Raw genomic sequence first — 24101 nt, forward strand, 5'->3', positions numbered from 1 at the left:
TTGAGCATGGCTGTAGTAATCAAAGATGGTAGTGGTTCGTTCCGAAACAAGGCGGTTGGTTGGGCTGGTTGCCCAATTGACACCACAGGTCTTGAGTTGGCGCATTTTTTCGGTGGCGCGCTTAGCAATTCGCTGAAAAACTTTGCTTTCGACAAAGAAGACAGCTCGGCACTAGGTGCCCCAGCAGTTAATCAGGACAGCATCAGCCTGCAGGGTCGGGTCAATTTTATCCAGACTCAAATGGCAGACACTCCTGAAGTGACCCTACTGGCTGCTTTCAAACCGGTTGACGCAGGTGGCGAGGCCATTGTTGCAGGTAATTTCGTCGCCAGTACGAGCGGCGCCACCCGGAGGCTCGCGCTATTTTATAATACTGCTAAGCAGGTGACCGGGTTTCGTGGTACCTCTACCAACGCCAACGGAGCTGCGCTACCAACGCCTATCGTCAATGGTGTGCCTGTTTGCCTCTCGTTGCGAAATATCACTGGCACAACCCCCAAGATCATGGTGAAGAACCATACAAGTGGTGAGGCAGCAGAGGTGGCTAACGCGGGAGCACCATCACTCGGCTCTCCAATTAGGATTGGCAGCGGATATAACACCGGTGGATTTTCGGGGCAAAACGAAGTCTATGCACTAATCGCTTTTAGCCGGAGCGTTTCCGATGACGAGCTGGCCAAGCTTTACGCCTGGCTAAAGCGCTACTGCGAGCGGCGATCGATCGTTATCTGATGTTCGCCTACTGATCAAGTACTCCCGCCCTGCGCGGGATTTTTTTCGCCTGGAGAAAACACATGGCTACACCACGCGGCGTCCGTAACCGGAACCCCGGGAACATCGACTTCAACCCCCGGAACGACTGGCAAGGCCAAGTCGGCAAGGAGCCTGCTGGCCGCTTCGCTATCTTTGACACGCCTGAAAACGGCATCCGCGCACTGGGCAAGCTACTGCTCAACTACCGAGGGAAGGATGGGATGCCGGGCGTTGGGCGCCCTGGTATTGATACGCCGCTTGAGTTCATCAGCCGCTGGGCGCCGTCCAGCGAGAACAATACCCTTGCGTATGCCAAAGCCATCGCCAAGCGCCTGGGCGTAGATGTTCGCGATTCCATTGACATCTCTAAGTCGCCGGTGCTGCGCGAGGCGGTGGTCGGAATCATCATTCACGAGAACGGCGGCAACCCCTACAAGGCCGAGGTGATCGACGAAGGTATTCTGCGGGCACTGGCATGATGCAGTCAGCGGTGGAGGGCTGCCGTTTGGCCGCTGTGCTGTTTGGCTCAGTGCTGCTGATAGGCGTAGGTGGTGCTGGCGGTACCTGGCTGGCAGCTTGTCATTACCGACCGCAGCTGGATCAGGCCAATAAGGAGGCTACGACTTGTGAGGCTGCCCGGGACAATCTGAGCGGGCTGGCGGCAGAGCAGGGTAAGGCACTGGGCGACCTGGCTCTTGCTGCAAATGAGCGACAGGTCGGTGCGGAGAAAGCAGTGGGCGAAGCCAAGGCCAGCACTGATGTTGACTACAGCGCTGCGAGCCGCCTGCAACAGGAGCGCACCGGTGGAGATCAGTGTGCGGCCGCCATCTCAATCATAGACAAGGAGTTGGGATTTTGAACGACAAGGTCGGCTGCAAAAGGTTACAAGAGCTACCCCTGCTGGCTGCCCTGATGCTGGCGGGGTGCGCGACCAAGCCGGCATCCCACGCTCAATACGTGCGCGTCGAGGTTCCCGTCCAAGTGCCGTGCCGGGCGCCAGAGGTGGCTGTACCACTATGGGCAGGCGCGGGCCTGCGCCAGACCGACAGCCTTGAAGTGAAGGTGCGCGCACTGCTGGCTGAGCGCCGGCAGCGGATCGGGTATGAGCGACTTTTGGAGGCTGCGCTAACTGCCTGCCGCTGATCCGCTGCTGCTCCTGCCAAGATCTCGCCTCAGTCGACCGGAACCCCGAGGGCTAACCCGGGCGGGTAGGTCGCCTGATCTCCATGGCTGTTTGTATCTGCTAGTGGGATTTACCCAAATAGCTATTAATGATTTTAAGTGTGTCGGTCTTCGAAAGTGTAACGTGACCACCCTTAGTCATGTGAAGTCTGTCATGAGTTGTGACCTTCAGGGACCCTACTTCGGAAGCGGGAAGCTTGTGGGCTGCTTCCGACCAGCTTTGGAGAAATCCATTGAGCTGAGATATATGAGCAGTGTCCTTGATGTTATGAAGGTAGATTATCTCAGGGAGGCGCCCCTCTTTCATGAACCGCTTCGCGACCTGCGTACGATATCGGAACTCTTCAGGAATTAGAGTTATTTCCTCGACTTGGAATGCTGCCTTGGCAAGCCTGTCAACTTCACCCTTCATATGATATGTTTCGAGATCGACCTGAGGGATGTCAGCAATGGCCACCGATCCCGGTATGCAGGATGCGAAGGCCAATGATGTAAAGCCGCCGGCGGATGAGCCAAAGAAAATGGGAGGTTCGCTCAGGCCTGCAAGTTCACGCAGTTTATTGATAATTGAAACGCATTCGTGCACATAGTCACGCTCAGGAGTGCCGATGAACCACCCACCGTTCAAATCGTCACTGAGATAGAGCGTAGGATCATTCAGTACGATTCCAGAGGCATCCAGCGAGTCTAGCCACTTCCAGCGGAAAAAGCATGGCAAAGTCGTTTTGTCGCGGTCGATAGCGGCCTGACCGAGCACAACAAGTTGGTCGGCATTTTCCCGAAAATTACAATAAAACTCGAAGGGAACCCCGTCCAGATTCACCGTGAGAACGTACGGCTCGCCATAGATGATCGTTATATCTTCTAACGAAGAAGCTGTCACGGCGGTCTGCGAAAATTTTGCACTGCTAGGTTTTAGGGTGGATCCGATAGGCTGCTCATCCAGCATTCTTTCAAGATGCCTACCGACCTTGCGTTCGTATTCTCTTAGACTTTCACTTGGGACATGTACTTGAAAGTGCGAAGTTATCCCGGCTACATGCTCTGAGGAGTAGACAACCAAACCTGCATTTGGGTATTTAGGCTGCACATGATTCTTGAAGAACGAACCAAGCTCTCTCGAGTGCTCTTCACATTGATTTTTAAAAACACAGGAAATGAAGAGAGGGGCGCATTCGGCGTCTGCTCCGCAGCGCAAAAATGCTTCGAAGTTTTCGTACTGATTATCGAGTCTGGCAATGCCATGCTTTATGAATAGATCATGTTCATCAAGGTACAGAGATTGACTGCATCGATCTGCCGTGCCTAGCGGTCGATCAAGTGGGGCGATTCCGCTCCAAGGTATAGTTTTGTAATCCATGCAAGCTCCTAGGCCTGTTATAGTTCTGCAATGCTAGGCTGTTAGGGGTGAAAATTTGGTCGGATAGTCGGCGCGAGGCATAGGCCCTTGCACCATCTTATTCTGGCACCAGTCCGCATAGACCCCGAAATATTAGGGCATCATCTAGGAAGATTTCTGTTGAGCAGGCCTGGTCTGATGCGATAAATACCTCATCATCCTGAAGCGAAAATTCTAATTTTCGATCAAATAGCCCTGAAACTCCCAGGGTAAACCTTCCTCCAGCCTCGATTGGTTGGATTCTCACAGTTTTATCGAGAATCAGGATTTCCATGAATGCAGCATTCACGTTTCCAAAAGTGCTCACTGGGCTGGTTGTGAGAGCTACGCCTTTCGTCGACCCTAGAACCTCTTCGAGGTGCTCGAACAACTCCATAACTTTTCTATTGAACGCCGCTCGCTCAGTGCGAAGGCGGCGAGCTTCTGGTTCGATCTTTTCAAGGTGATTGAAAAGTTTCTCTTGCAAACACTTGACACTACTCATTCGTCGTTTCCCTGTACGGCGGTTCTTGCCATATTAGCGCAAGCCGTGATGCAGGTCATCTAGTACCCAAATTGAGGGAAAAGGCAGCCCTGAACCTAGCAGGATCAGGGGCGTGTGAGGCTTCATCCTGTCTGGCTGCGGATGCGTTGGAGCCTTCCGACGATCGGTGAACCGGCTCTGGAGCGGCTCACAAAGGCTTTTTCAGCCTCATGGAACGGCAGCGTTGCTGATCATAGCCTACCGGACAGCGACACCATGCAGATCTTTCGGATCAGGGATCCATCTGAGGTGCGTCAGCAACCCTCTAACCAGCCCCGGCGGCTGGAGCAATGGCAATCAATCAGAGGCAGTTGGAACTCAGATGCAATCGTTGTAAAAATATCAGCGTCGAAATGATTTGTGGTAGCTCTGGGTACGCTGCGAGGCCTTGATTCGATACTTACATTGTCTCCAGCCACCTAATGTTATCAATGTCTTACTGAGTTAATCTCATAGTGCCTCCCCTGGGCCACGTAGGCGTAGGCTCAGAGGAGGAGACTGCTGTCAGTATGCCAAGAACTAGTTTGGCTTTAGGAGTTCACTAGTTTGGTTGGGCGGTCAGTTGTCGCTAATCTTTATAGGGCAAAGTCTGATAGGTCGATGGTAGATACACCCAGCAGTTGAATTGCAAACTCTGGAGTGCTATCTGAATTCATATTTCCATAGAGTATGCCGTTTGCTAGTTTCAATTGACCAGCAGCGGTAAACGCGCTATCGCTGGAGATGATCGTATGAAAAGCATCATTGGCAAATGTGGTGGTGTTCGCATCAAGCATTGTGAGGTCGATTTTGTCGATGCCGTGGACAAAGTCGGTAATTACATCCCATGTTTGGCTTGTAGTCCCGGTATCGCTTACTGCTTTGTAATAAAAAGTATCGCTACCTTCGCCACCTGTGAGGGTGTCTTTACCCGATCCGCCGATTAGGTGATCATTGCCACCGCCGCCCCATATTCTGTCGTCTCCTGCGCCACCGTCGAGAACGTTGTCCGCGTAGTTGCCAGTCATTTTGTTAGCTAGGTGGTTGCCGTAGCCATTTACCTCTGCACCGCCATTCAGGACAAGATTTTCCTGATTAGAGCCGAGGGTCCAAGTGACGCTGGCTACGACAGTGTCAATTCCGCCGTTGGCTGAAGTTTCGCTGACGACATCATTCACGTTATCGACATAGTAGGTATCGTTACCCATGCCGCCAATCATGGTGTCCGCACCGGCACCGCCATTTAGCACGTTGGCTGCGGCGTTGCCTGTCAGCTTGTTATCCAGGTTGTTACCGTAGCCATTGAGGTCCGCGGTTCCGGTCAGGATGAGATTTTCCTGATTGGCGCCCAGGGTGCGAGTGACGCTGGAGATTACAGTGTCAATTCCGCCGTTGGCGGAAGTTTCGCTGACGACATCATTCACGTTATCGACATAGTAGGTATCGTTACCCATGCCGCCAATCATGGTGTCCGCACCGGCACCGCCATTTAGCACGTTGGCTGCGGCGTTGCCTGTCAGCTTGTTATCCAGGTTGTTACCGTAGCCATTGAGGTCCGCGGTTCCGGTTAGGATGAGATTTTCCTGATTGGCGCCCAGGGTGCGAGTGACGCTGGAGATTACAGTGTCAATTCCGCCGTTGGCGGAAGTTTCGCTGACGACATCATTCACGTTATCGACATAGTAGGTATCGTTACCCATGCCGCCAATCATGGTGTCCGCACCGGCACCGCCATTTAGCACGTTGGCTGCGGCGTTGCCTGTCAGCTTGTTATCCAGGTTGTTACCGTAGCCATTGAGGTCCGCGGTTCCGGTTAGGATGAGATTTTCCTGATTGGCGCCCAGGGTGCGAGTGACGCTGGAGATTACAGTGTCAATTCCGCCGTTGGCGGAAGTTTCGCTGACGACATCATTCACGTTATCGACATAGTAGGTATCGTTACCCATGCCGCCAATCATGGTGTCCGCACCGGCACCGCCATTTAGCACGTTGGCTGCGGCGTTGCCTGTCAGCTTGTTATCCAGGTTGTTACCGTAGCCATTGAGGTCCGCGGTTCCGGTTAGGATGAGATTTTCCTGATTGGCGCCCAGGGTGCGAGTGACGCTGGAGATTACAGTGTCAATTCCGCCGTTGGCGGAAGTTTCGCTGACGACATCATTCACGTTATCGACATAGTAGGTATCGTTACCCATGCCGCCAATCATGGTGTCCGCACCGGCACCGCCATCAAGTACATCGTCACCGTTGCCACCTTCCAGCAAGTCATCTCCGGCAAGTCCGTACATCCTATCATTGCCGTCCAGCCCTAACACCCAGTCCGCGTAGCTACTACCGCTGAAGTAGTCGTCGGCAGAAGTAAGTGTGGACTTGCTGGCTACGAACCTGATGCTGGTGTTGATGCCCAGGCTAGTTAGTTCGTTCGTGGAGTAATTTCGAATATTTCCCTGTTGGTCCTCAATACTTACGGAGGTAATATTATAAGCTCCGTAAGGATTGGTCGCGGCAATGTGCCAAGTTTGTGCGGAGTTTCCATCCAGCCAGGAGTCAGAAAGTCCTTGGTTGAGCAGAAGGTTTGATGAGAATTGTTGACCACTATTGGTGTAGGAGTAGGTAATGTTTTTATCAAGCCATATCTGTATATTTTTGATGCCTGATAGGTCGTCTGATGCAGTTGCGCCTATGGTTAACTCGTTAGTCCCCGAAGACAAGGCTATTGTGGTGGGTATTTTAAGAGAGGTAAGGCTTGGTGGCGTTACGTCCGGTGTTGAGTTTTTGAAAAGAATGCTTGTGTTAACGCCTAAGCCTATTAATTTCTCTGAGGAGTAAGTTCGGGTGTTTCCTTGAAGATCCTCCACTGCAACGGAGGTGATATTGTAGGTTTCAGAGCGATTGGTACCTGCAATGTTCCATGTTTGTGAGGAGTAGCCATCCAGCCAAGAGTCAGAGAGTCCTGAGTTGAGTAGGAGGTTTGAAGAAAATTTCTGATCACTATTGGCATAGGAGTACGTAAAATTCTTATCAAACCATATTTGTATGTTTTTAACGCCTGATAGGTCGTCGGAGGCAGTCGCGTTTATGGTCAGTCCGTTGCTGTCCGAAGATAAGTCGATTGTGGACGGTATCTCAAGGGAGATGAGATTTGGTGGGGTGGCGTCAGTAGTTGGGTTTTCAAAAAGAACACTAGTGTTGACTCCAAGCTCAGATAGTTCACTTGGAGAGTAGGTGCGAGTGTTTCCCTGCAAATCCTCCACGACAACGGAAGTCACATTATATATTCCAGGCGGGTTGGTCTCTGCAATATTCCATGTCTGAGAGGATGAACCATCTACCCAAGAGTCTGAAAGGCCTTGGTTGAGTAGAAGGCTCGATGAAAACTTTTGATCAGAATTGGTATACGAATAAGTGAAATTTTTATCAAACCAGATTTGAATGTTTTTTATTCCTGAGATGTCGTCAGATGCCGCGGCATCTATAGTCAGCCCTTCCGCTCCCGCCGAAAGATCAATTACTTGCGGGATTCTCAACGAAGAAAGATTAGGCGAATTAGTATCAGTAGTGAGGCTCATGCAGGTCATCCATGGTGCGAAGTGGTGTTGGATCTGTCCCATGTCGTCATATTGAGGAGATGGCCATTTGATACTAATGTGGGCAAAAACAAAAAGCGATATGGTCAGCCGAATTTGTTATCTGATGCCATGAATTCTAGGTGTTAAGGCTTGTCACCCAAAGCATTCGAAGCCATGGTTTCGGCCGATGTCACCGATCCCGGTGGCCGCGCCGCCGCCGGGAGAGGTCAGCGAGGAAAGCCTGGTGGAGATGCTCGAGCTCGCTGCTCGAGTACGAGGAGGCTTGTCACCTTGGCCTTTTCAAATATGAGGGTTGGGTTGATCACGAGCAGGAAGAATCGTTGTCGGGGGGACGACGGGAAGGGGGCGCTGTTTAAATGGCCGAACCGTATTAGACAGTCGCGATTCGCAGGCCGCTAACGGCGCAACCTGAGGATCGATTCCCACACTACGGTTGCATTACTGGCAGTCAAAGGTGACGGGGTGCTGGTACGTCCTGGTTGAGCAGCGATTTGACCAAATCCAAATCAGAGTGCTTCCAGGTCAATGAAGAAACCAAAATTGTCGATGCAGGCGTTGCTGCCACGCGGCTGCGCGACGAAAGCGCCAAGCTCGCCGCCACCGCCACTTGCCCCAGCACGAATACCGCCGCTGTCGCCAGAGGCCAGGCAGCCACCCGCGCCGCCATGGTGCTCTCCGACCTGCTCGACCGGTCTGTCGCTACGAATCGAGAGTTGGCGCAAGCGTATGACCGAGCCCGGAACGCCGGCCAGCAGTGCGGGCGCGAGTATGACGCCATGATGCCATCCGGCTGATCGGGATTGCTGGATAGCTCTTTTCATGAGTAGGATACTGTTTTTATATACAGTATCGGTGCCGTATGTACTTCCTCCTCGTTCGACGCCGCGAGCATGGCGTGGCCTTACCCTCTGACCGTCTCGGGAAGATCCAGCCCCTGCGCGCGGATGTGCACATCGGTGACCACCACAGCGAGCCATTGGGTCGAGTTGCGACCCAGGCCTGGGTTTTTAACCCGACGCCTGGGCCCGACATCATCCCCCGGCTGCATGATGCGAAGGTCAACGGCATGGCCCAGCTTGGCATCAACATCAACGGGATTGAAGAGGTCGACGGCGTGCTCTACGCGCAGTCCTGGTGGTGCAGGGCAGAATGATGGCCGGGATACCGCAGGCATGGATGGACGAACTGAACGACCGGTTCGCTTTAGTCACCGATCCAGAGGGGCGCGCTGCCGTGCTTGATGCAATGGCGTATGCCGCCCATCGGCGGCGAGAGGTCAGCGACGAGAACCTGGTGGACATGCTGGAGCTGTCGGAGGCTGGCAAGGAGTGGGGGTTGGTGGAGGTTGATGAGGCGTACCACATCGGCCTGTTCAGTTACGAGATTGCGAATAGTTGGGATGGTGACGAGCCAGGACGGATCATCGTCGGCAGAACGCCTGGGTGGGGGTGTTAAGGGGGGCTGGTGGTGCGCGAAATACGGCCGAAATCGATTCCAAAACTGAAACGGCAACCCTTGCAGTATGCGGCTTGTAGCCTTGCCGTTTCTGGTTTGTTTTGGAATCGATTTCACCTTACAATCCGCATGGGGCGGGGCTTTGTCCTACGGTCTTGAAAACCGTCGATGGGCAACTATCCTAGAGTTCGAATCTCTACGCTTCCGCCATATTCAAAGCCCTGATTATTCAGGGCTTTTTGCGTTTCTGGGGCTCCGATTTTCTATGTCATACGGATCGCGCCCGCATTTCTTTGATCATTTCCGCATGCTGTGTGCGAGCTGCTGGTAGTGGCCAAGTGATCCTGAGCCCTGCGCAAGGTTTGTCCTCGGCGATCGCAGGCGGTAACCCGTCGTTGAGCTGATGCGGCCGTTTCAAGATGTGCCGTTGTTTCAGGAATCAGCCGATATCCTGCTGGGCGGGCGATGCGCTCATGTCAAAAAGCGAGCACAACAGGTCAACCGGCGCTTCGCAGCAGAGTTGATCGATTAACGCGAGCGCTCCTGCTCCTCGGCCATCAAGCGCTCGGTAGCTCTTTAGGATCGATTTCTCCTGCGCCTGCCAAATGATCCGCGCTTCCAGTTCCTGGGTTTTTGCTGCTCAGGCGTCAGCGCTTCACTGATCGGTGTAACACCGCCACGTTCCTGCAGAGGCTGGGCGATCCACCTGGGCAAGGCTGACTCAGCCAGTCCAAGCCACCGCGCCGCCTCGATGTTGTAGCCTGGTCGAGCACCAAGCGGGCGGCTTCGCGCTGAAATGCGGATGTGAAGGTGCGGCGTTGCTTGATCATCAGGCACCTCTCTGTGGTGGGCAGGTGTAGCTACTCGTAAATATTTATGTGATGGATGGATGGCGGAAATTTTGACATCACCCATACATTTCACCTCTGTTGTGAATTCAGTGGTTGTCGAGCACCCGGCTATTTCCTCTGGTGGACATATAGAAGTTAAAAGTTTTTATGTGTTCAACGTAGTCACTATTTATTTGCTGTGAAGACCCCTCGGTATGCCACCCTAGTATGGGGCTTCAGTTGGTGCAGTTACTCACGCTGGCTTGTGTGAGGTTTCCTCTCCTAAGCACGAGTTTTTATCCATTGCGCAAAGCCCCCTGGCAGCTCTAGCCTTCAGCCATCCAATAAGCCTTGGGCGATCATAACAAGAGAGGGTTTCGATGAAGTACGCAGACAAGAAAATCGCCGTGGTTACAGGCGGTGCGATGGGTATCGGTGCTGAAGCTGCCGTTTCACTGGCAAAGGACGGGCATCATGTCGTCATTTGTGACATCAACGTCGACGCGGCTGAGCAATTTTCGCGACAGCTCCGTGCGGAGGGCTTCACAGCTGACGCGTGCCAGGTAGATGTAGCCTCGGTGGAGTCTGTAAGGGATGCATTTTCTTGGATCGATAGCGAGTTCGGCAGATGCGATGTGCTGGTGAATTCCGCAGGCATCGCCAAGACCATGCCGTTCCTGGAGTTTGACCTAGACGTTTTCAACAAGACCATGCACATCAACGTCACTGGCACGTTCATGTGCTGCCAGCTCGCCGCTCAAATCATGCGGAAAAATGGGTTCGGCAGAATCATCAACATCGCGTCGGTCGCTGGTATGCGTGCCGTGGGCAAGGGGCGAACCGCTTACGGTACCTCTAAAGGTGCAGTCATTGCGTTGACCCGGCAGATGGCTGTGGAACTCAGCGAATACGGGATCACTGCTAACGCTATTGCGCCGGGCCCGGTCGATACCCCTATGACCAAGGAGTTGCACAGCGACACCTTCCGCCAGGCTTATAGCAATGCTATTCCGGCCAAGCGCTACGGAACGACTCAAGAAATTGCCGGCGCAGTTAGCTATCTGGCATCTGACGTAGCTGCTTACGTGAATGGTGTTGTGCTGCCTGTGGATGGCGGGTTCCTGGCCTGGGGCGCAGGCGACCTGTAATCGGCAATATTGCAAGCGCCCAAGCGGGCGCTTGTCTAGCTTTGCGCCATCTCTTTTTTTATCCACTTTTCCAAATCTGCTGTATCGGGGCGTAGCCTTGCATTGGGTGAAACCCACAGAACCAACTTTGCCGCCCCTTGTGCAAAGCCAAACGGGGCCACCAAGGCGCCACTCTCAAGCTCTGCCTCCACCAGCATGCGTGGGACACAGGCGAACCCCAAGCCGAGCTTGGCTGCCTGAATGAGTAAGTAGAAGTGCTCGAAATATTCCATCTCAAGCAGCTCACCAGGTTCTTGCTCAATAGACGCGTACCAGTCCTTCCACGCGTGGGGACGGGTTTTTGTGGTCAGCAAGCGTTCCTTGGTTAAGTCGCTCACCTCTGTGACGCCGGACGCAGCCAGATAAGCAGGCGAACAAATTGCACCTACCCATTCGCTGGTTAGGGGTATCGGCTCGATCCCAGGAGGTGGTTCGATGCTGTCTAGGCGTATCGCTACGCTGACGCCTTCGTGGGCGAAATCAATGGGGCCGTGACCCGTTTTCAAGCCTAATTCCATGGTGGGGAAGCTGCTGTGGAGCTTGGCGAGTCGAGGTAGCAGCCAATGCATCATGATCGACGCCGAGCAGGAGAGCTCAAGCGGGCGAGGGCGAACCTCATCAATGCTTTCTTGTATCAAGGCAAAAGCCCTGGCCAAGCCTGAGGCGAGGCGTGCTCCCTCTGGGGTGAGTTTGGTGCCATGTGCATTTCGGGTCAGCAAAATTACACCTAGGGAGTCTTCCAAGCTTCGGACATGACGGCTGATAGCCCCGTGAGTCACGCACAGAGCATCCGCTGCATCGCTGAACGATCCTTTGCGCGCGATCATTTCAAACGCTCGTAGGGCATTGAGCGAAGGCCTGACTGGCGACGTCATATACGCACCTCCGTAAGACCGAAGCCTCGGCCATAGCTAGGATTCTAGTGTGAGTTTTTCTCACGCTCGATGGAAATCATATCGGTTGGATTGATACAGGGTCAATGTATATTGATTTGAAACTGCCTTGGGCATTTCGGGCAGATTCACAATAACAAATAGATTTGAGGCACCCATCATGGTCGATCACAAGGCCGGGCGAGAGGAGTTTACTGCCCGATTTTTTGTAGAGAGCAGCTACCCGATTGAACGGGTTAGCGAGGTAATTGCAGGGGAGCAATCCAGCGGTACCTTCCTCTCACTTCCTGGCGAATCGGCGGAGCTTAAGGAACGCTCCCGTGCTCGTGTAGTAGCTATCGAGCCGCTGCCATCCGTTTCCAGCCCTTCTCTGCAGAGCGACTACCTGGCTCGCCACAATCCCGCTGAGACCTACCATCGAGGTGAGGTCACTATTGCGTTCCCTACAGCCAATATCGGAACGAATATCCCAGCGTTGCTCACCACCATTGCCGGCAATCTCTTTGAGATTGGCGAGGTGAGCGGGCTGAGGGTGCTAGATCTGGAGCTTCCCGAGCGGTTCGCATCGGGATTCATTGGCCCTCAATTCGGAATTGAAGGCACCAGGGCGCTAGCCGGTGTTCATGACCGACCGATCATTGGAACCATCGTCAAGCCGAGTATCGGCCTTACTCCCGAGCAGACAGCTTCTGTGGTCGATGAGCTATGCGCCGGAGGTATCGATTTCATCAAGGATGATGAGTTGCTCATCGATCCTACCTACGCTTCGTTCGATGCTCGTCTCAGTGCTGTGATGCCTGTGCTTCATAAGCATGCAGATCGCCTCGGACGCATGCCTATGTATGCTATCAACATCTCGGGCAGCATCGACGAGATGATGCGCCGCCAAGATGCAGTGCTTGAGGCGGGTGGTACATGCGTGATGCTTTGCCTGAATTGGGTTGGGCATTCGGCGGTTGAGCACATTCGCAAGCATGCCCAGTTGCCTATTCATGGTCATCGTAATGGCTGGGGAGCTCTGACTCGTTATCCCCAGTTAGGTTTCTCATTCGAGGTGTATCAGAAGATCTGGCGGCTGGCCGGGATCGACCATCTGCATGTGAATGGTATTCAGGGCAAGTTCTACGAGGCGGACGACTCCGTAATCTCCTCTGCCAAGAGTTGCCTTGCTCCATTTGCCGGCATGCGCCCCTTGATGCCTGTCTTCTCCTCCGGTCAATGGGCGGGCCAGGCGCCTGAGCTTTTCAACAGGCTTCAATCTGTTGACCTGATGCACCTCGCTGGCGGCGGCATCATCGGTCATCCGATGGGGATCGAAGCAGGCGTTCAAAGCATGCGTGAAGGCTGGGAAGCTGCTGTACAGCATGTGCCTCTTGAGCGTTACGCAGAGGGTAGGCCAGCCCTGTCAGCGGCCCTTCAGAAGTTTGGAGGCAAATAAGTCATGACCTCCCATCACGTTACCAAGCTGCCGTTGGTCTTTTATGGTGATGACTTCACTGGCTCGACCGATGCTCTAGAGGTTCTGACGGCTGCTGGACTTAAATGTGCCCTGTTCCTCGCTCCTCCGACCCCAGAACGCCTGGCGGAACTCGGCGAATTTGACGCCATCGGCATCGCTGGTGATAGCCGTGCTTTGTCCAATGGCGAGATGGATGCGGCGTTGCCCGGGATTTTTAAGGGCATCAAACGTCTATCGCCAGCGTTGATTCACTACAAGGTTTGCTCGACTTTTGACAGTGCCGACTCCGTGGGCAGCATTGGGCACGTCATTGAGCTGGCATCTCGCATCTATGATGTCAAAGGGATCCCGATCATTGCAGGCAATCCCGCATTGGGCCGCTACTGCGTTTTCGGCAACCTCTATGCCTTGTCCAAGACAGATCACAAGGTTCACAGGATTGACCGGCACCCTATCATGAGTGCCCACCCGATTACCCCGATGCATGAAGCGGACTTGAGTATCCATATCGGCAAGCAAAAGAACTTGTCGATTGGCAAAGTTGATATTCGCCAGCTCGAAAGCAGTGCAGAGCTCAGCCGATTAGTCGACGAGATGTCACAGCAGCACGATGCAGTGTTGTTTGATGGTACCGACGACTCTCATATGACCACCGCTGGCCAAGTATTGACCGAGCTTTCATCAGGCGCAGCTCCAGTCTTCGTCGTCGGTTCTTCCGGCGTGGAGTACGGCCTCACACAATATTGGCGTACCGCTGGGGTGTTTCCGCCACGCGCGTCGCTGGCCGTACCTCTGAAACCTGCAGACCAGGTACTGGTTATCTCAGGCAGTGCTTCGCCGTTGAGTCAGGCCCAGATTGAAACGGCAATCGATTACGGGTTTGTGGAGCTTGAAGTCGATGCTGCCGCTTTGATTACTGAGTCCCGAAAAAGCGCCGCAATACGAGATGTGGTAATGGCCGCTGTATCCCACCTCGAAGAGGGGCGGTCGGTGCTGATTCACACTGCCAAAGGCCCTGGCGACTCTCGTATCGAGCAGATGATCGAGGCAATGCTGCAAAAAGGCCTGCCTAGGGATGAGGCGAGGGTTCAGGGAGGGAAGCAGCTAGCGATGGAGGTAGGCCAGGTTGCACTTGAAATTCTCAAGGCATTCCCGTTGAAACGATTAGTGGTGTCCGGTGGCGACACATCGAGCCAAGTGACCAAAGTGCTTGCCCCTGACGCTCTGGTTATCAAGTCTGATATTTCTCCTGGCGCTCCTCTGTGCCAAATGCACTCTCGCGAGCCGTACCTGAAGGATGTGGAGATTGCTCTCAAAGGTGGGCAGATGGGAGATCGTGATTATTTCGTCAAAGCACTCAGAGGCCTTGAATAATCTCTGAGGGTTTTTCAGCAAGAAAATACTTGCATATCTACAATAACAAAAGGTGAAACCATGCATACCTCTATATCGAGCCCTGTCGAAAGTGACCTCGATCACATGGATCATGACGAGAAAAAATCCATGAAAAATGTTGTGGCCGGAAGCCTGTTCGGAACAGCATTAGAAACCTACGATCTCTACCTCTACGGCACTGCTGCTGCCCTTATTTTTGGGCCTCTGTTTTTCCCAGGGACTGATGAGACAGTTTCCCGGCTGGCCTCTCTTGCGTCATTCGCAATTTCTTTCGTGGCGCGTCCACTAGGGTCGCTTGTACTTGGTCATTTCGGGGACAGGATTGGCCGTAAAAAGCTGCTGTATCTCACGCTCATCATTATGGGCTTGAGCACTGTAGGTATTGGTCTTTTGCCTACCTATGCCAGCATTGGCATTTGGGCACCTATCATGCTCTGCGTGCTCCGCTTCATCCAAGGCTTCGCTTTTGCGGGTGAGTACAGTGGCGCTGTGCTGATGCTCTTAGAGCATGCCCCAAGAAGAAGGAGGGGATTCTATGCGGCGATCAATAACATCGGCCCAGTCTTTGGTTTCATCGCATCCGCTGGCATGCTTTTGATCGTGAGTGCCTTGCTTTCTAAAGAGGATTTCACCGCGTGGGGATGGCGTATTCCTTTCATCGCCAGCCTTGCGCTGCTGATAGTAGGGGTGTTTGTCCGCTCCAAAGTCCCTGAGTCTCCAGTGTTTGAAAAAACTGCTGAGAAGAGGGCTGCAACCCCTGGCGATTCGCAATCTCCAGCGCTCCGCTTGTTCACTCGCTATCCTAAGCAACTGATGCTGGTTGCAGGCGCTAACATCTGCCACTTCTCGACCTTCTACCTCTTCACTGTATTTGCCCTGAGCTATGGCCAGCGAGAGCTAGGCCTGTCCAATGCCTTCGTGTTGTCAGTCGCAATGGTTGCAATCTGTACTCACCTGGTAGTCGTACCCTTTGCAGGGGCGCTGGCAGATCGTATTGGCCGCCGTACCATGATGCTGATTGGTTTTGTCGTGACTGCACTTGCAGCCTTTCCTTTCTGGCACCTCTTTTCCACCGGTGAGTTCTGGCCGATGGTCGCTGGATCCTGCATGTTCATGACTGGATATGGCTTGGTATACGGTGCAGTGCCATCGTTCACTGGCGAAGCTTTCGGGCCTAGCGCTCGCTTCACAGGTTTCGCGATGTCTACTAACGTTGGTGGAATCGTAGGCGGTGGCACTGCTCCAATTGTAGGGGCATTCCTCCTCAGCCATTACGGTACGCCTTACGCGATCTCGATGCTCACGATAGCTCTCGCGGCGTTCTCTGGACTCTGTGTCTACCTGTCTGCAGAGACAAAAGACGTGGACATCGTCGACGAGTGACCCTGGCATCTGCGTGCCTTCCCGGGGGTACGCAGTCTCGGCTGTAAATCCCACCTTGTATTGCTGAGTGCTCAGCCAGCAATAACTTTTCGAACTTACTCAGTGAGATGAGAGAATCCTCGTCCCTGGAAGGTATCGGTATGACCATCCGTAGAACCAAAATTGTTGCAACTCTAGGCCCTGCTAGTAATTCGCCGCAAGTCATTGAAGAGCTGATCTTGGCCGGGCTAGATGTAGCGCGTTTGAATTTTTCTCATGGCACTCCGAGTGAGCACATTGCTCGCGCTCGCTTGATTCGTGAGATCGCTGCCAAACACGGTAAGCATGTGGCTTTGTTGGGCGATTTGCAGGGCCCTAAAATCCGTATTGCGAAGTTCACTAACAAACGGATCGAGTTGAAGGTTGGCGATACCTTCTCGTTCTCCACGAGTCATCCCCTCACATCAGGCAATGAGCAGGTTGTGGGAATTGATTACCCCGACCTGGTGAAGGATTGTGGTGTCGGCGACGAGCTTCTGCTTGATGATGGGCGAGTGGTTATGCGTGTTGAGTCGACTACGCCAGAAGCCTTGAATTGCATCGTCACTGTGGGCGGGCCTCTGTCAGATCACAAGGGGATCAACCGCAAGGGGGGCGGGCTCACTGCTCCTGCCCTTACCGAAAAAGACAAAGCTGATATCAAACTCGCTGCCCAAATGGATCTCGACTACTTGGCCGTTTCATTCCCTCGGGATGCCAAGGACATGGAGTACGCCCGCAAGCTGCGTGATGAGTCAGGAGGGACAGCCTGGCTGGTGTCGAAAATCGAACGAGCCGAGGCTGTTGCCGATGATCAGACGCTCGATGAGCTGATCGCCGCTAGCGATGCGGTCATGGTCGCTCGGGGAGATCTTGGTGTGGAGATTGGAGATGCGGAGCTAATCGCTATCCAAAAGAAGATTATTCTGCATGCCCGGCGCAACAACAAAGCGGTGATCGTTGCGACCCAGATGATGGAGTCGATGATCTCCAGTCCGATGCCTACCCGCGCTGAAGTGTCAGATGTGGCCAATGCGGTACTCGACAATACTGACGCCGTAATGCTGTCCGCTGAAAGCGCTGCCGGGACATACCCTGTTGAGGCAGTACGTGCCATGGCTCGTATTTGCAGCGGGGCTGAAAAGCATCCAACCAATGTAAAGTCTAGTCATCGATTGCATACGACCTTTGGGCGTTGTGACGAAAGCATTGCGCTGGCCGCGCTCTACACCGCAAACCACTTTCCTGGTGTTAAGGCAATCATCTCGCTCACCGAGAGTGGCTTCACGCCCTTGATTATGTCTCGGCTTCGTTCTCATGTGCCGATCTATGCGCTTTCGCCTCATCGCGCTACCCAGGCTCGTTCCTCGCTGTTCCGTGGTGTTTATCCGATAGCGTTTGATCCTACCGCACTGCCCTCTGAGACAGTAAGCGAAGCCGCCATCGGCGAATTGCTGAAGCGTGATTTGGTACAGCCTGGAGACTGGATCATTCTCACTAAGGGTGACAGTTACAATGTGGTGGGTGGTACGAACGGCATGAAAATTCTCCAAGTATAACTCACAGTTAATTGAAATAATTCTAAAGGCGGATGCATCAGCTTTGATGCTTATAAGGATCTGCCTCTAATCCTTGTCGGCTATATGCGGCGGCGCCACGCAATCGGTACTCACCTAGGTGTAGCTCCGGGGTGTGTTCGCTATTGTCAGGGAGTTTCCAAATGGTTGTTCAACAGAAAATTTTTGAGTCTGGTTTGGATCAAAATTTGAAGCCTGATGACTGGCCACGCGATTTTGATATTCGAGCTGAGTTTGCCGAACAACAAGAGTTGCTGGACGCTAATTATCAATATGCTGGATGTGCATCGCAATTGGAGGTAAGTAGTGATGAGTGAGTTTACTCGCATCAAGAAGGTCTTCGCTCGCGAGATCTTGGACTCTCGAGGCAACCCTACCGTAGAGGCTGTGGTTACTTTAGGTTGTGGAGTAACAGGTGAGGCAAGCGTACCGTCAGGCGCTTCCACCGGCTCCCGTGAAGCCCTTGAATTGCGTGATGGCTCATGGCGTTACAAAGGAAAAGGCGTAATGCGTGCCGTCGAAAATGTGAATGTTGCGATCCACGAGCGCATTCTAGGCCTGGACGCACTGGATCAGCGAGTAGTTGATCAAGCAATGATCTCTCTTGATGGTACGGACTCGAAATCTATTCTTGGTGCTAACGCAATTCTCGCTGTTTCTTTGGCCACTGCTAAAGCTGCCGCAGCATCCCAAGGTATTCCATTGTACGAACACCTTGCGAAACTATTCAGTGCGAACCCCACTTACTCTATGCCTGTGCCGATGATGAATATCCTCAACGGTGGTGAGCATGCGGATAATAATATCGATATCCAAGAGTTTATGATTCAGCCAGTTTCAGCTCCGAATTTTAGAGAGGGTTTGCGAATTGGCGCTGAAATATTTCATACCTTGAAGGCCGTGCTTTCAGAGCGTGGCCTAAGTACCTCTGTTGGTGATGAGGGTGACTTCGCCCCCTCCTTGGCCTCGAATGAAGAAGCGCTCGTTGTTATTGCTGAAGCTGTTAGTCGCGCAGGCTACGAGTTAGGGCGAGACGTAACGTTAGCATTAGATTGCGCGGCTTCCGAGTTTTACAACGAGGGTAAATATAAGTTGGCAGGTGAGGGGAGGTCTCTGACTTCCGAGCAGTTTGTTGGCTATCTGGCTGATCTCTGTAGCAAATATCCGATTGCTTCTATCGAAGATGGTCTGGATGAGAGTGATTGGGATGGGTGGGCATACTTAACCGCTCAGCTGGGCCAGAAGGTTCAACTGGTGGGGGATGACCTTTTCGTCACTAATCCAAAAATTCTGCGCAGGGGTATTGAACAAGGAGTTGCCAATTCCATTTTGATTAAACTTAATCAAATCGGAACTCTAAGTGAGACGTTTGATGCCATACGTATGGCGCAAGAGGCAGGTTATGCTGCTGTGATTTCCCATCGATCCGGGGAAACGGAGGATACAACGATTGCCGATTTGGCCGTAGCGACTAACGCCGGGCAGATCAAAACCGGCTCGCTGTGTCGTTCAGATCGTGTTGGGAAGTACAACCGCTTGCTTCGTATTGAAGAGGCTCTTGAAGGCCAGGCGTCCTAAGGTGCTGGGGCGACCCTCGTAGATGCCGACTGCCCATTGCGCGCACGGTTTAGCTCTAAGTAGATGTATGAGCCGTGCGCGCCAGGAATATTATTCAGAGGTTCTCACATGACAACCTGCACTCTAGTTGTTTTGGATGGAATTGGACTGAGGTCTCAGCAGGAAGCCAATGCAGTAGCTGCTGCCAACACTCCGACCCTGGACTACCTTTTCGAAAATTACCCTCACAGTGAGATTGCGACGTCCGGTATGGCTGTTGGGCTTCCTGATGGCCAAATGGGAAATTCCGAGGTCGGTCATATGAACCTCGGAGCGGGCCGGATCGTTTATCAAAATTTTTCGCGGATCAACAAAAGTATCGAAGATGGCTCATTCTATGAGAACGATGCTTTTCTAGAGGTTGTGAAACGTACAAGGCAACGAGGTGGTTCAGTTCATCTGCTTGGCTTATTGTCACCTGGCGGTGTTCATAGTCACTTGGATCATTTTGTTGCAGCAGCCAGTTTGGTTGCGGCGAATGGTATCGAACAATGCTATGTTCATGCGTTCCTTGATGGGCGAGATACCCCACCCAAAAGCGCTTCGGAATCTATATCTGCCCTTGAGCTTGAATTGGCCAACAATGGCGGAGGTAGAATTGCGTCGTTAGTAGGGCGTTACTATGCGATGGATCGCGATAACCGCTGGAGTCGGGTAGAGGCGGCCTACAGGTTAATTGTTCAAGGGCAAAGCAAGTTTCACTATGAAACTGCGCAGGAGGCTCTTCAAGAGGCCTATGCGCGTGACGAAAGCGATGAGTTTGTCCAGGCAACATCGGTTGGTAGCCCTGTTATCATCAGTGAAAGCGATGCAGTCATACTGTTGAACTTCAGGCCTGATCGATCTCGTCAAATTTGCAAAGCGCTCACTGATTCTAATTTTTCTGAATTTAAGAGGCCTATTGTCATAGGCAAAGAGCAGATGCTCACTATGACGCGCTACGCAGAAGAGTTGGATGTATTGTGTGCTTTTCCGCCAGAACCTATCAGGAACAGTCTGGGGGAGTACATGGCCCGGCTGGGAAGGTCTCAACTTAGAATTGCCGAAACAGAAAAGTATGCCCACGTTACGTTTTTCTTTAATGGGGGGCAGGAAGAGCCATTCTCATTGGAGAAAAGGATTCTTGTTAAATCTCCGCTGGTGGAGTCCTACGATCTTCAGCCCGCGATGAGTGCCTTTGAGTTGACGGATAATTTAGTCGCAGAAATTTTAAGTGCCAATCATGACTTGATTGTATGTAATTTTGCAAATGGGGACATGGTTGGTCATAGTGGTGTTTTTGAAGCTGCTGTAAAAGCTGTGGAGGCCGTCGATCAATGCCTGCGGCGTGTTGTAGACGCAGTGCTTGTATCGGGTGGCAATTGTCTGATAACTGCAGATCACGGCAACGTTGAACAGATGTGGGATCCAGAGGCCGGACAAGTTCACACTGCCCATACTCTTAATCCCGTTCCTCTTATCTACATTTCCGGTGGGAGTAAATTTGGTCTTAGTAATGGTCGGCTGTGTGATATTGCTCCAACCATTCTGGATATCCTAGATCTTCCGCAGCCCAAAGAGATGACGGGTGTTTCGTTATTGAAGTCCATTAGTCAATAATGCATCCTTTATCTGCTCATCCGTGCTACGCAACTGGTCATAGTGCGCAGTATCGGCAACAGGGTACGTTCAGTTGCAGGCGGGTTTCGACTGAGGATGGTGCTTCACGGCCTGTCAGACGGACCATGACATTCGGGATGGGTTCAGCGCTCAGGCTGCCAGACGCCAAAACTGGCTTTACCGCTGCGAGGACAGCATTCAGGCCTGCGATGGGTCCCTGGCTGGCAATCACACCATCATCGGCAATCATGACGATCCGAGAGGGATGGCGCCGACTGCTGACCCCAGTCCAGGACTTCTGCGACGCTGAGACCGTTGTACTGCAGATGGATCACCTAGTGCCATAACGCCGATAGCGCTGGGCAAGCCAGGCATTCAACGCTTCGATGCTATGAAAAGTGCTTGGGGGCAGCATCATTTGGTCCGTTCCTGCCATGCCAAAGGCGAAAAAGGCTGCGCGACAGCCCGCATGCTGCAGCAAGCGCGGTGACCGATATGCCGGTATCCAGATGATCCAACATCATCTGCTTGGCCGTTGTGACCTGCCAGGATTTGAGCCGCCCAGTCGACTGAATCCCGACGGTGGCTATAACATGAACATGGCTTGATCCGGGCAGCACGATTCGCTGAAGCCTCGTCTGGCGCTTCAGAACACTCCGTAACGATTGGTAGCCCGGATCAGCTCGATCCAGCCCCGCTTGTTGATCAGGAACCAACTTTGGGGCTGATCGGGCATCAGACCGATGCGGGCACGGGGGCCAGGGTTGGGCCGTGCTGAACGCGCTCTGGCGCTTTGTGCACCATGGTGTAGGCGTAGTCGACGCCCATGCCGTAGGCACCCGAATGCTCTTTGACCAGTTCCATGACTGCATCGTAGGTGTCGCGGTTTTTCCAGTCGCGCTGCCACTCCAGTAGCACCTGCTGCCAGGTAACTGGTACCACGCCCGCCTGGATCATGCGCTGCATGGCGTAGTCGTGAGCCTCCTTGGTCGTGCCCCCGGAAGCGTCGGCAACCATATAGATCTCATAGCCTGCATCGTGCATGGCGGACAGCGCGAAGGTGGTGTTGCAGACCTCAGTCCACAGGCCCGAAACGATGATCTTGTTTCGACCATTCTTCTTCAGCGCGTCACGTACCTTCTGGTCGTCCCAGGAGTTCATGGACGTGCGCTCGAGCAGCGGAGCGTCAGGGAAGACCGCGAGCAGCTCGGGGTAGGTATGCCCGGAGAAGCTCTCGGTTTCGACTGTGGTGAAGATGGTGGGAACATTAAAGATCTTGGCTGCTTTGGCCAGGCCCACGGTGTTGTTCTTCAGCGTCTGCCGGTCAATGCTCTGCACGCCAAAAGCCATTTGCGGTTGCTGATCGATGAAGATCAGTTGGCTGTTGAGCGGGGTCAGGACTTCAGTGTGTGGCTTGCTCATTGTTCTTCCCTTTTGCTGAACGGTGGCGAGAGTTTTTCGGCGGGATGTCGCCGAGTGCCAGCACAAGATAGCGAAACACTCAGCGAAATAGTGGCGCACATTTGCGCTCTTGTGGGCGTATTAATGCACCATGGATGACGTTCAATCCGGTGCTAGGATCTCGGCCAGTCGGATCACCTCGATCCATTTTTCGCCAAGGAGAATCCAGTGGCTGCTTCACGACCTTTCAACGACGACACCGCCTACTGGGGCGTTTCATGGGAAGAGGGCTACGGCTATCCGCAAGCGCGGCGAGTTGGCAACGAGATCTTCATCTCGGGGCAGTTCAACCATGACGAAGAGGGCAACCTGGTAGCGCCGGCGCCACTGGATGCTGACGGTCGTCCGAGCGATTTCTCGTCAATGGGCGAACAGATGCGGGTTTCCTACGACAACATCGCCAAGCTGTTGGCCTTGTATGGCGCTACGATGCAGGATGTCGTTGAGGAGACGCTGTATGTGTTGGACATGGACGCAGCCTTTGCCGTAGTCGGCAAGGTGCGCAAGGCGGCCTATGGCACCGAGCGACCGCAGGCGGCCAGTAATATCATCGGTGTATCGCGGCTTGCACAGCGCCCCCAGCTGATCGAGATCGTGTGTCGTGCTGTGATCGGCGCCCAAGTCAAATAAACGGCGCCTCCGATTTCAACTAGGAAGCAGGGATGGCCTGCTGACCTTCGACCAGAGGTTTAAGGTCCGCCACGGCAGCCGCGCAGAACGTCATGAATGCTTTTACCCGCCAAGACTTTCTTATGTCCTGGTGGGTGAGCAGCCATAACTCATCCTGAAGCTCCTGCACCACTGGGCCGGCTCGAACCAAACCTGGGGTGATGTCGCCCAGCATGCAGGGGAGGAAACCAAAACCGAGGCCCGCCGCAATAGCGGCACTTGCTGCCGCCACGGAATCAGTGCGGTAAGCAATATGCTCCGAGGGCACTCGACATTCGACGTAGCTCGTTGCCTTCAAACCGCACAGGCCTCCCGAGTAGGATACCCATGCCTGACCCTCAGCGAAGGGATCGGTAATCGCCGCCTGCTTGACGCTGCCATATGCCGCCCACGCGATGTTGGCGAGCTTGCGGCCCACGAGGGTGTCCGTCGGTTTTTTGGTCGCGCGCACCGCAATATCCGACTCGTCCCTCGCCAAACTCAACGTCTGGTTGCCGACCAACACCTCAATGGTAATCCCCTCATTGAGGGCTTTGAAGTCCGCGATGATCGGCGTGAGAAAGTACAGCAGCAGCGAGTCGCTGGTAGTGATTCGCAGCTTTCCCAGAGGGCCTTGGCCGGCGCGGGACACCCTGCGGGTGACACTGACGATGTCCAGCTCAACGCGCTCGGCCAGTGCACGCAGCTCGACGCCTTCGGCGGTCAGCAGATACCCCGCCTTGCGATGATCGAAAAGCGCGACCCCAAGCGTCTTCTCAACTTGCGCGACCCGGCGCGAGACGGTGGACACATTGATGCCGAGCTTCTTGGCCGTGGCGGAGCGGTTGCTACAGTCACTTAGCGTTTTAATGATCCGCAAGTCGTCCCAGGAAAGTTGGCTGACAGCTTCGCCGACATCCCACTTCGGGCCGTTGGCATTCGCAGGGATGGACTGGGCACTTCCAGGTGACGGCTTCACGACAATCATTCCAGGTGGGGAGGGCTGATGATACGAGAAGGAGCTTGGCCAACCAAGGTGGGGTTAGAAGGCGTGCCCGGTTCATGGGCAGAAGAATGCTGGCTGCTAGGCGGGCAAGCACTAACACGCGGGGATAGCTCGAGTAACTCGATCCCACGATTCATGAAGCCTCACCCG

Annotated in this window: 22 protein-coding genes and 2 pseudogenes; 16 read left to right on the forward strand and 8 right to left on the reverse strand. The window is 53.6% G+C overall.

Features of this window, described 5'->3' with window-relative positions; all coding sequences use genetic code 11:
* Positions 1 to 6 precede the first annotated feature (6 nt).
* From LMH93_RS09615 to LMH93_RS09630, 4 genes are all read left to right on the forward strand, one after another.
* On the forward strand, positions 7 to 732 hold the full coding sequence (locus LMH93_RS09615) for a hypothetical protein (protein ID WP_230065084.1): 726 nt from the start codon (positions 7 to 9) through the stop codon (positions 730 to 732).
* 62 nt (positions 733 to 794) lie between these two features.
* Positions 795 to 1232 carry a structural protein P5 gene (locus tag LMH93_RS09620; protein ID WP_230065085.1) on the forward strand — a complete coding sequence of 146 codons (438 nt, stop codon included), beginning with the start codon at positions 795 to 797 and terminating at the stop codon, positions 1230 to 1232.
* The gene (locus tag LMH93_RS09625) at positions 1229 to 1612 is read left to right on the forward strand and encodes a hypothetical protein (protein WP_230065086.1); all 384 of its coding nucleotides are present in this window, start codon (positions 1229 to 1231) and stop codon (positions 1610 to 1612) included. The genes LMH93_RS09620 and LMH93_RS09625 overlap by 4 nt, the downstream gene beginning before the upstream one ends.
* A 53-nt stretch (positions 1613 to 1665) precedes the next feature.
* Positions 1666 to 1896: a hypothetical protein gene (locus tag LMH93_RS09630; RefSeq protein WP_230065355.1), complete on the forward strand. Its 231-nt coding sequence runs from the start codon at positions 1666 to 1668 to the stop codon at positions 1894 to 1896.
* A 100-nt stretch (positions 1897 to 1996) separates the two neighbouring features.
* Here LMH93_RS09630 and LMH93_RS09635 read toward each other — a convergent pair whose 3' ends face one another.
* From LMH93_RS09635 to LMH93_RS29655, 3 genes are all read right to left on the reverse strand, one after another.
* On the reverse strand, positions 1997 to 3295 hold the full coding sequence (locus LMH93_RS09635) for a hypothetical protein (protein WP_230065087.1): 1299 nt from the start codon (positions 3293 to 3295) through the stop codon (positions 1997 to 1999).
* A 97-nt stretch (positions 3296 to 3392) separates the two neighbouring features.
* Entirely contained in the window at positions 3393 to 3818 is a 426-nt protein-coding gene (locus LMH93_RS09640; protein ID WP_230065088.1) for a hypothetical protein, read from the reverse strand.
* 614 nt (positions 3819 to 4432) lie between these two features.
* Positions 4433 to 7402: a calcium-binding protein gene (locus LMH93_RS29655; protein WP_268256902.1), complete on the reverse strand. Its 2970-nt coding sequence runs from the start codon at positions 7400 to 7402 to the stop codon at positions 4433 to 4435.
* Positions 7403 to 7914: 512 nt separating this feature from the next.
* On the opposite strand from LMH93_RS29655, the gene LMH93_RS09650 reads away from it, so the two are divergent.
* The 3 genes from LMH93_RS09650 (at position 7915) to LMH93_RS09660 (ending at position 8878) form a co-directional block, all read left to right on the forward strand.
* Positions 7915 to 8217 carry a DUF2514 family protein gene (locus LMH93_RS09650; RefSeq protein ID WP_442800196.1) on the forward strand — a complete coding sequence of 101 codons (303 nt, stop codon included), beginning with the start codon at positions 7915 to 7917 and terminating at the stop codon, positions 8215 to 8217.
* Positions 8218 to 8282: 65 nt separating this feature from the next.
* Positions 8283 to 8576: a hypothetical protein gene (locus LMH93_RS09655; RefSeq protein ID WP_230065089.1), complete on the forward strand. Its 294-nt coding sequence runs from the start codon at positions 8283 to 8285 to the stop codon at positions 8574 to 8576.
* On the forward strand, positions 8573 to 8878 hold the full coding sequence (locus LMH93_RS09660) for a hypothetical protein (RefSeq protein ID WP_230065090.1): 306 nt from the start codon (positions 8573 to 8575) through the stop codon (positions 8876 to 8878). Before LMH93_RS09655 ends, LMH93_RS09660 begins: the two co-directional genes overlap by 4 nt.
* 463 nt (positions 8879 to 9341) lie before the next feature.
* On the opposite strand, the pseudogene LMH93_RS09665 reads toward LMH93_RS09660, so the two are convergent.
* Positions 9342 to 9708 (reverse strand): annotated as a pseudogene (locus LMH93_RS09665) (transposase); the annotation flags it as partial.
* A gap of 380 nt (positions 9709 to 10088) precedes the next feature.
* Between LMH93_RS09665 and LMH93_RS09670 the strand changes: the two are divergent.
* Entirely contained in the window at positions 10089 to 10856 is a 768-nt protein-coding gene (locus LMH93_RS09670) for an SDR family NAD(P)-dependent oxidoreductase (RefSeq protein WP_012051834.1), read from the forward strand.
* A 35-nt stretch (positions 10857 to 10891) separates the two neighbouring features.
* Here the strand turns inward: LMH93_RS09670 and LMH93_RS09675 are convergent, their stop codons facing one another.
* On the reverse strand, positions 10892 to 11770 hold the full coding sequence (locus LMH93_RS09675; RefSeq protein ID WP_268256903.1) for a LysR substrate-binding domain-containing protein: 879 nt from the start codon (positions 11768 to 11770) through the stop codon (positions 10892 to 10894).
* Between the two features lie 178 nt (positions 11771 to 11948).
* Here LMH93_RS09675 and LMH93_RS09680 point away from each other — a divergent pair, with 178 nt between their 5' ends.
* From LMH93_RS09680 to gpmI, 7 genes are all read left to right on the forward strand, one after another.
* Positions 11949 to 13226 carry a ribulose-bisphosphate carboxylase large subunit family protein gene (locus LMH93_RS09680; RefSeq protein ID WP_230065092.1) on the forward strand — a complete coding sequence of 426 codons (1278 nt, stop codon included), beginning with the start codon at positions 11949 to 11951 and terminating at the stop codon, positions 13224 to 13226.
* A 3-nt stretch (positions 13227 to 13229) separates the two neighbouring features.
* Positions 13230 to 14621 (forward strand): four-carbon acid sugar kinase family protein, encoded by a 1392-nt coding sequence (locus LMH93_RS09685; protein WP_230065093.1) that lies wholly within the window; start codon positions 13230 to 13232, stop codon positions 14619 to 14621.
* 105 nt (positions 14622 to 14726) lie between these two features.
* Positions 14727 to 16025: an MFS transporter gene (locus LMH93_RS09690; protein WP_230065094.1), complete on the forward strand. Its 1299-nt coding sequence runs from the start codon at positions 14727 to 14729 to the stop codon at positions 16023 to 16025.
* Between the two features lie 140 nt (positions 16026 to 16165).
* Positions 16166 to 17602, forward strand: a complete 1437-nt coding sequence (gene pyk, locus LMH93_RS09695; RefSeq protein ID WP_230065095.1) for a pyruvate kinase — start codon at positions 16166 to 16168, stop codon at positions 17600 to 17602.
* A 161-nt stretch (positions 17603 to 17763) separates the two neighbouring features.
* The gene (locus tag LMH93_RS09700) at positions 17764 to 17937 is read left to right on the forward strand and encodes a hypothetical protein (RefSeq protein ID WP_230065096.1); all 174 of its coding nucleotides are present in this window, start codon (positions 17764 to 17766) and stop codon (positions 17935 to 17937) included.
* Positions 17930 to 19198 carry a phosphopyruvate hydratase gene (gene eno / locus LMH93_RS09705; RefSeq protein WP_230065097.1) on the forward strand — a complete coding sequence of 423 codons (1269 nt, stop codon included), beginning with the start codon at positions 17930 to 17932 and terminating at the stop codon, positions 19196 to 19198. The genes LMH93_RS09700 and eno overlap by 8 nt, the downstream gene beginning before the upstream one ends.
* Positions 19199 to 19306: 108 nt before the next feature.
* Entirely contained in the window at positions 19307 to 20836 is a 1530-nt protein-coding gene (gpmI, locus tag LMH93_RS09710; RefSeq protein ID WP_230065098.1) for a 2,3-bisphosphoglycerate-independent phosphoglycerate mutase, read from the forward strand.
* Here the strand turns inward: gpmI and LMH93_RS09715 are convergent.
* Positions 20813 to 21050, reverse strand: a pseudogene (locus LMH93_RS09715) (IS21 family transposase); the annotation flags it as partial. The gene gpmI and the pseudogene LMH93_RS09715 overlap by 24 nt on opposite strands.
* 521 nt (positions 21051 to 21571) lie before the next feature.
* Entirely contained in the window at positions 21572 to 22258 is a 687-nt protein-coding gene (locus tag LMH93_RS09725) for a hydrolase (RefSeq protein WP_198747828.1), read from the reverse strand.
* Between the two features lie 207 nt (positions 22259 to 22465).
* On the opposite strand from LMH93_RS09725, the gene LMH93_RS09730 reads away from it, so the two are divergent.
* On the forward strand, positions 22466 to 22927 hold the full coding sequence (locus LMH93_RS09730) for a RidA family protein (RefSeq protein ID WP_019750935.1): 462 nt from the start codon (positions 22466 to 22468) through the stop codon (positions 22925 to 22927).
* A gap of 19 nt (positions 22928 to 22946) precedes the next feature.
* On the opposite strand, the gene LMH93_RS09735 is transcribed toward LMH93_RS09730, so the two are convergent.
* Complete coding sequence (locus tag LMH93_RS09735) at positions 22947 to 23933, reverse strand: LysR family transcriptional regulator (RefSeq protein ID WP_178085881.1); 987 nt, start codon at positions 23931 to 23933, stop codon at positions 22947 to 22949.
* Positions 23934 to 24101: the final 168 nt, after the last annotated feature.

This window comes from Pseudomonas sp. CIP-10 (genome assembly GCF_020911845.1).
GTDB lineage: Bacteria > Pseudomonadota > Gammaproteobacteria > Pseudomonadales > Pseudomonadaceae > Aquipseudomonas > Aquipseudomonas alloputida.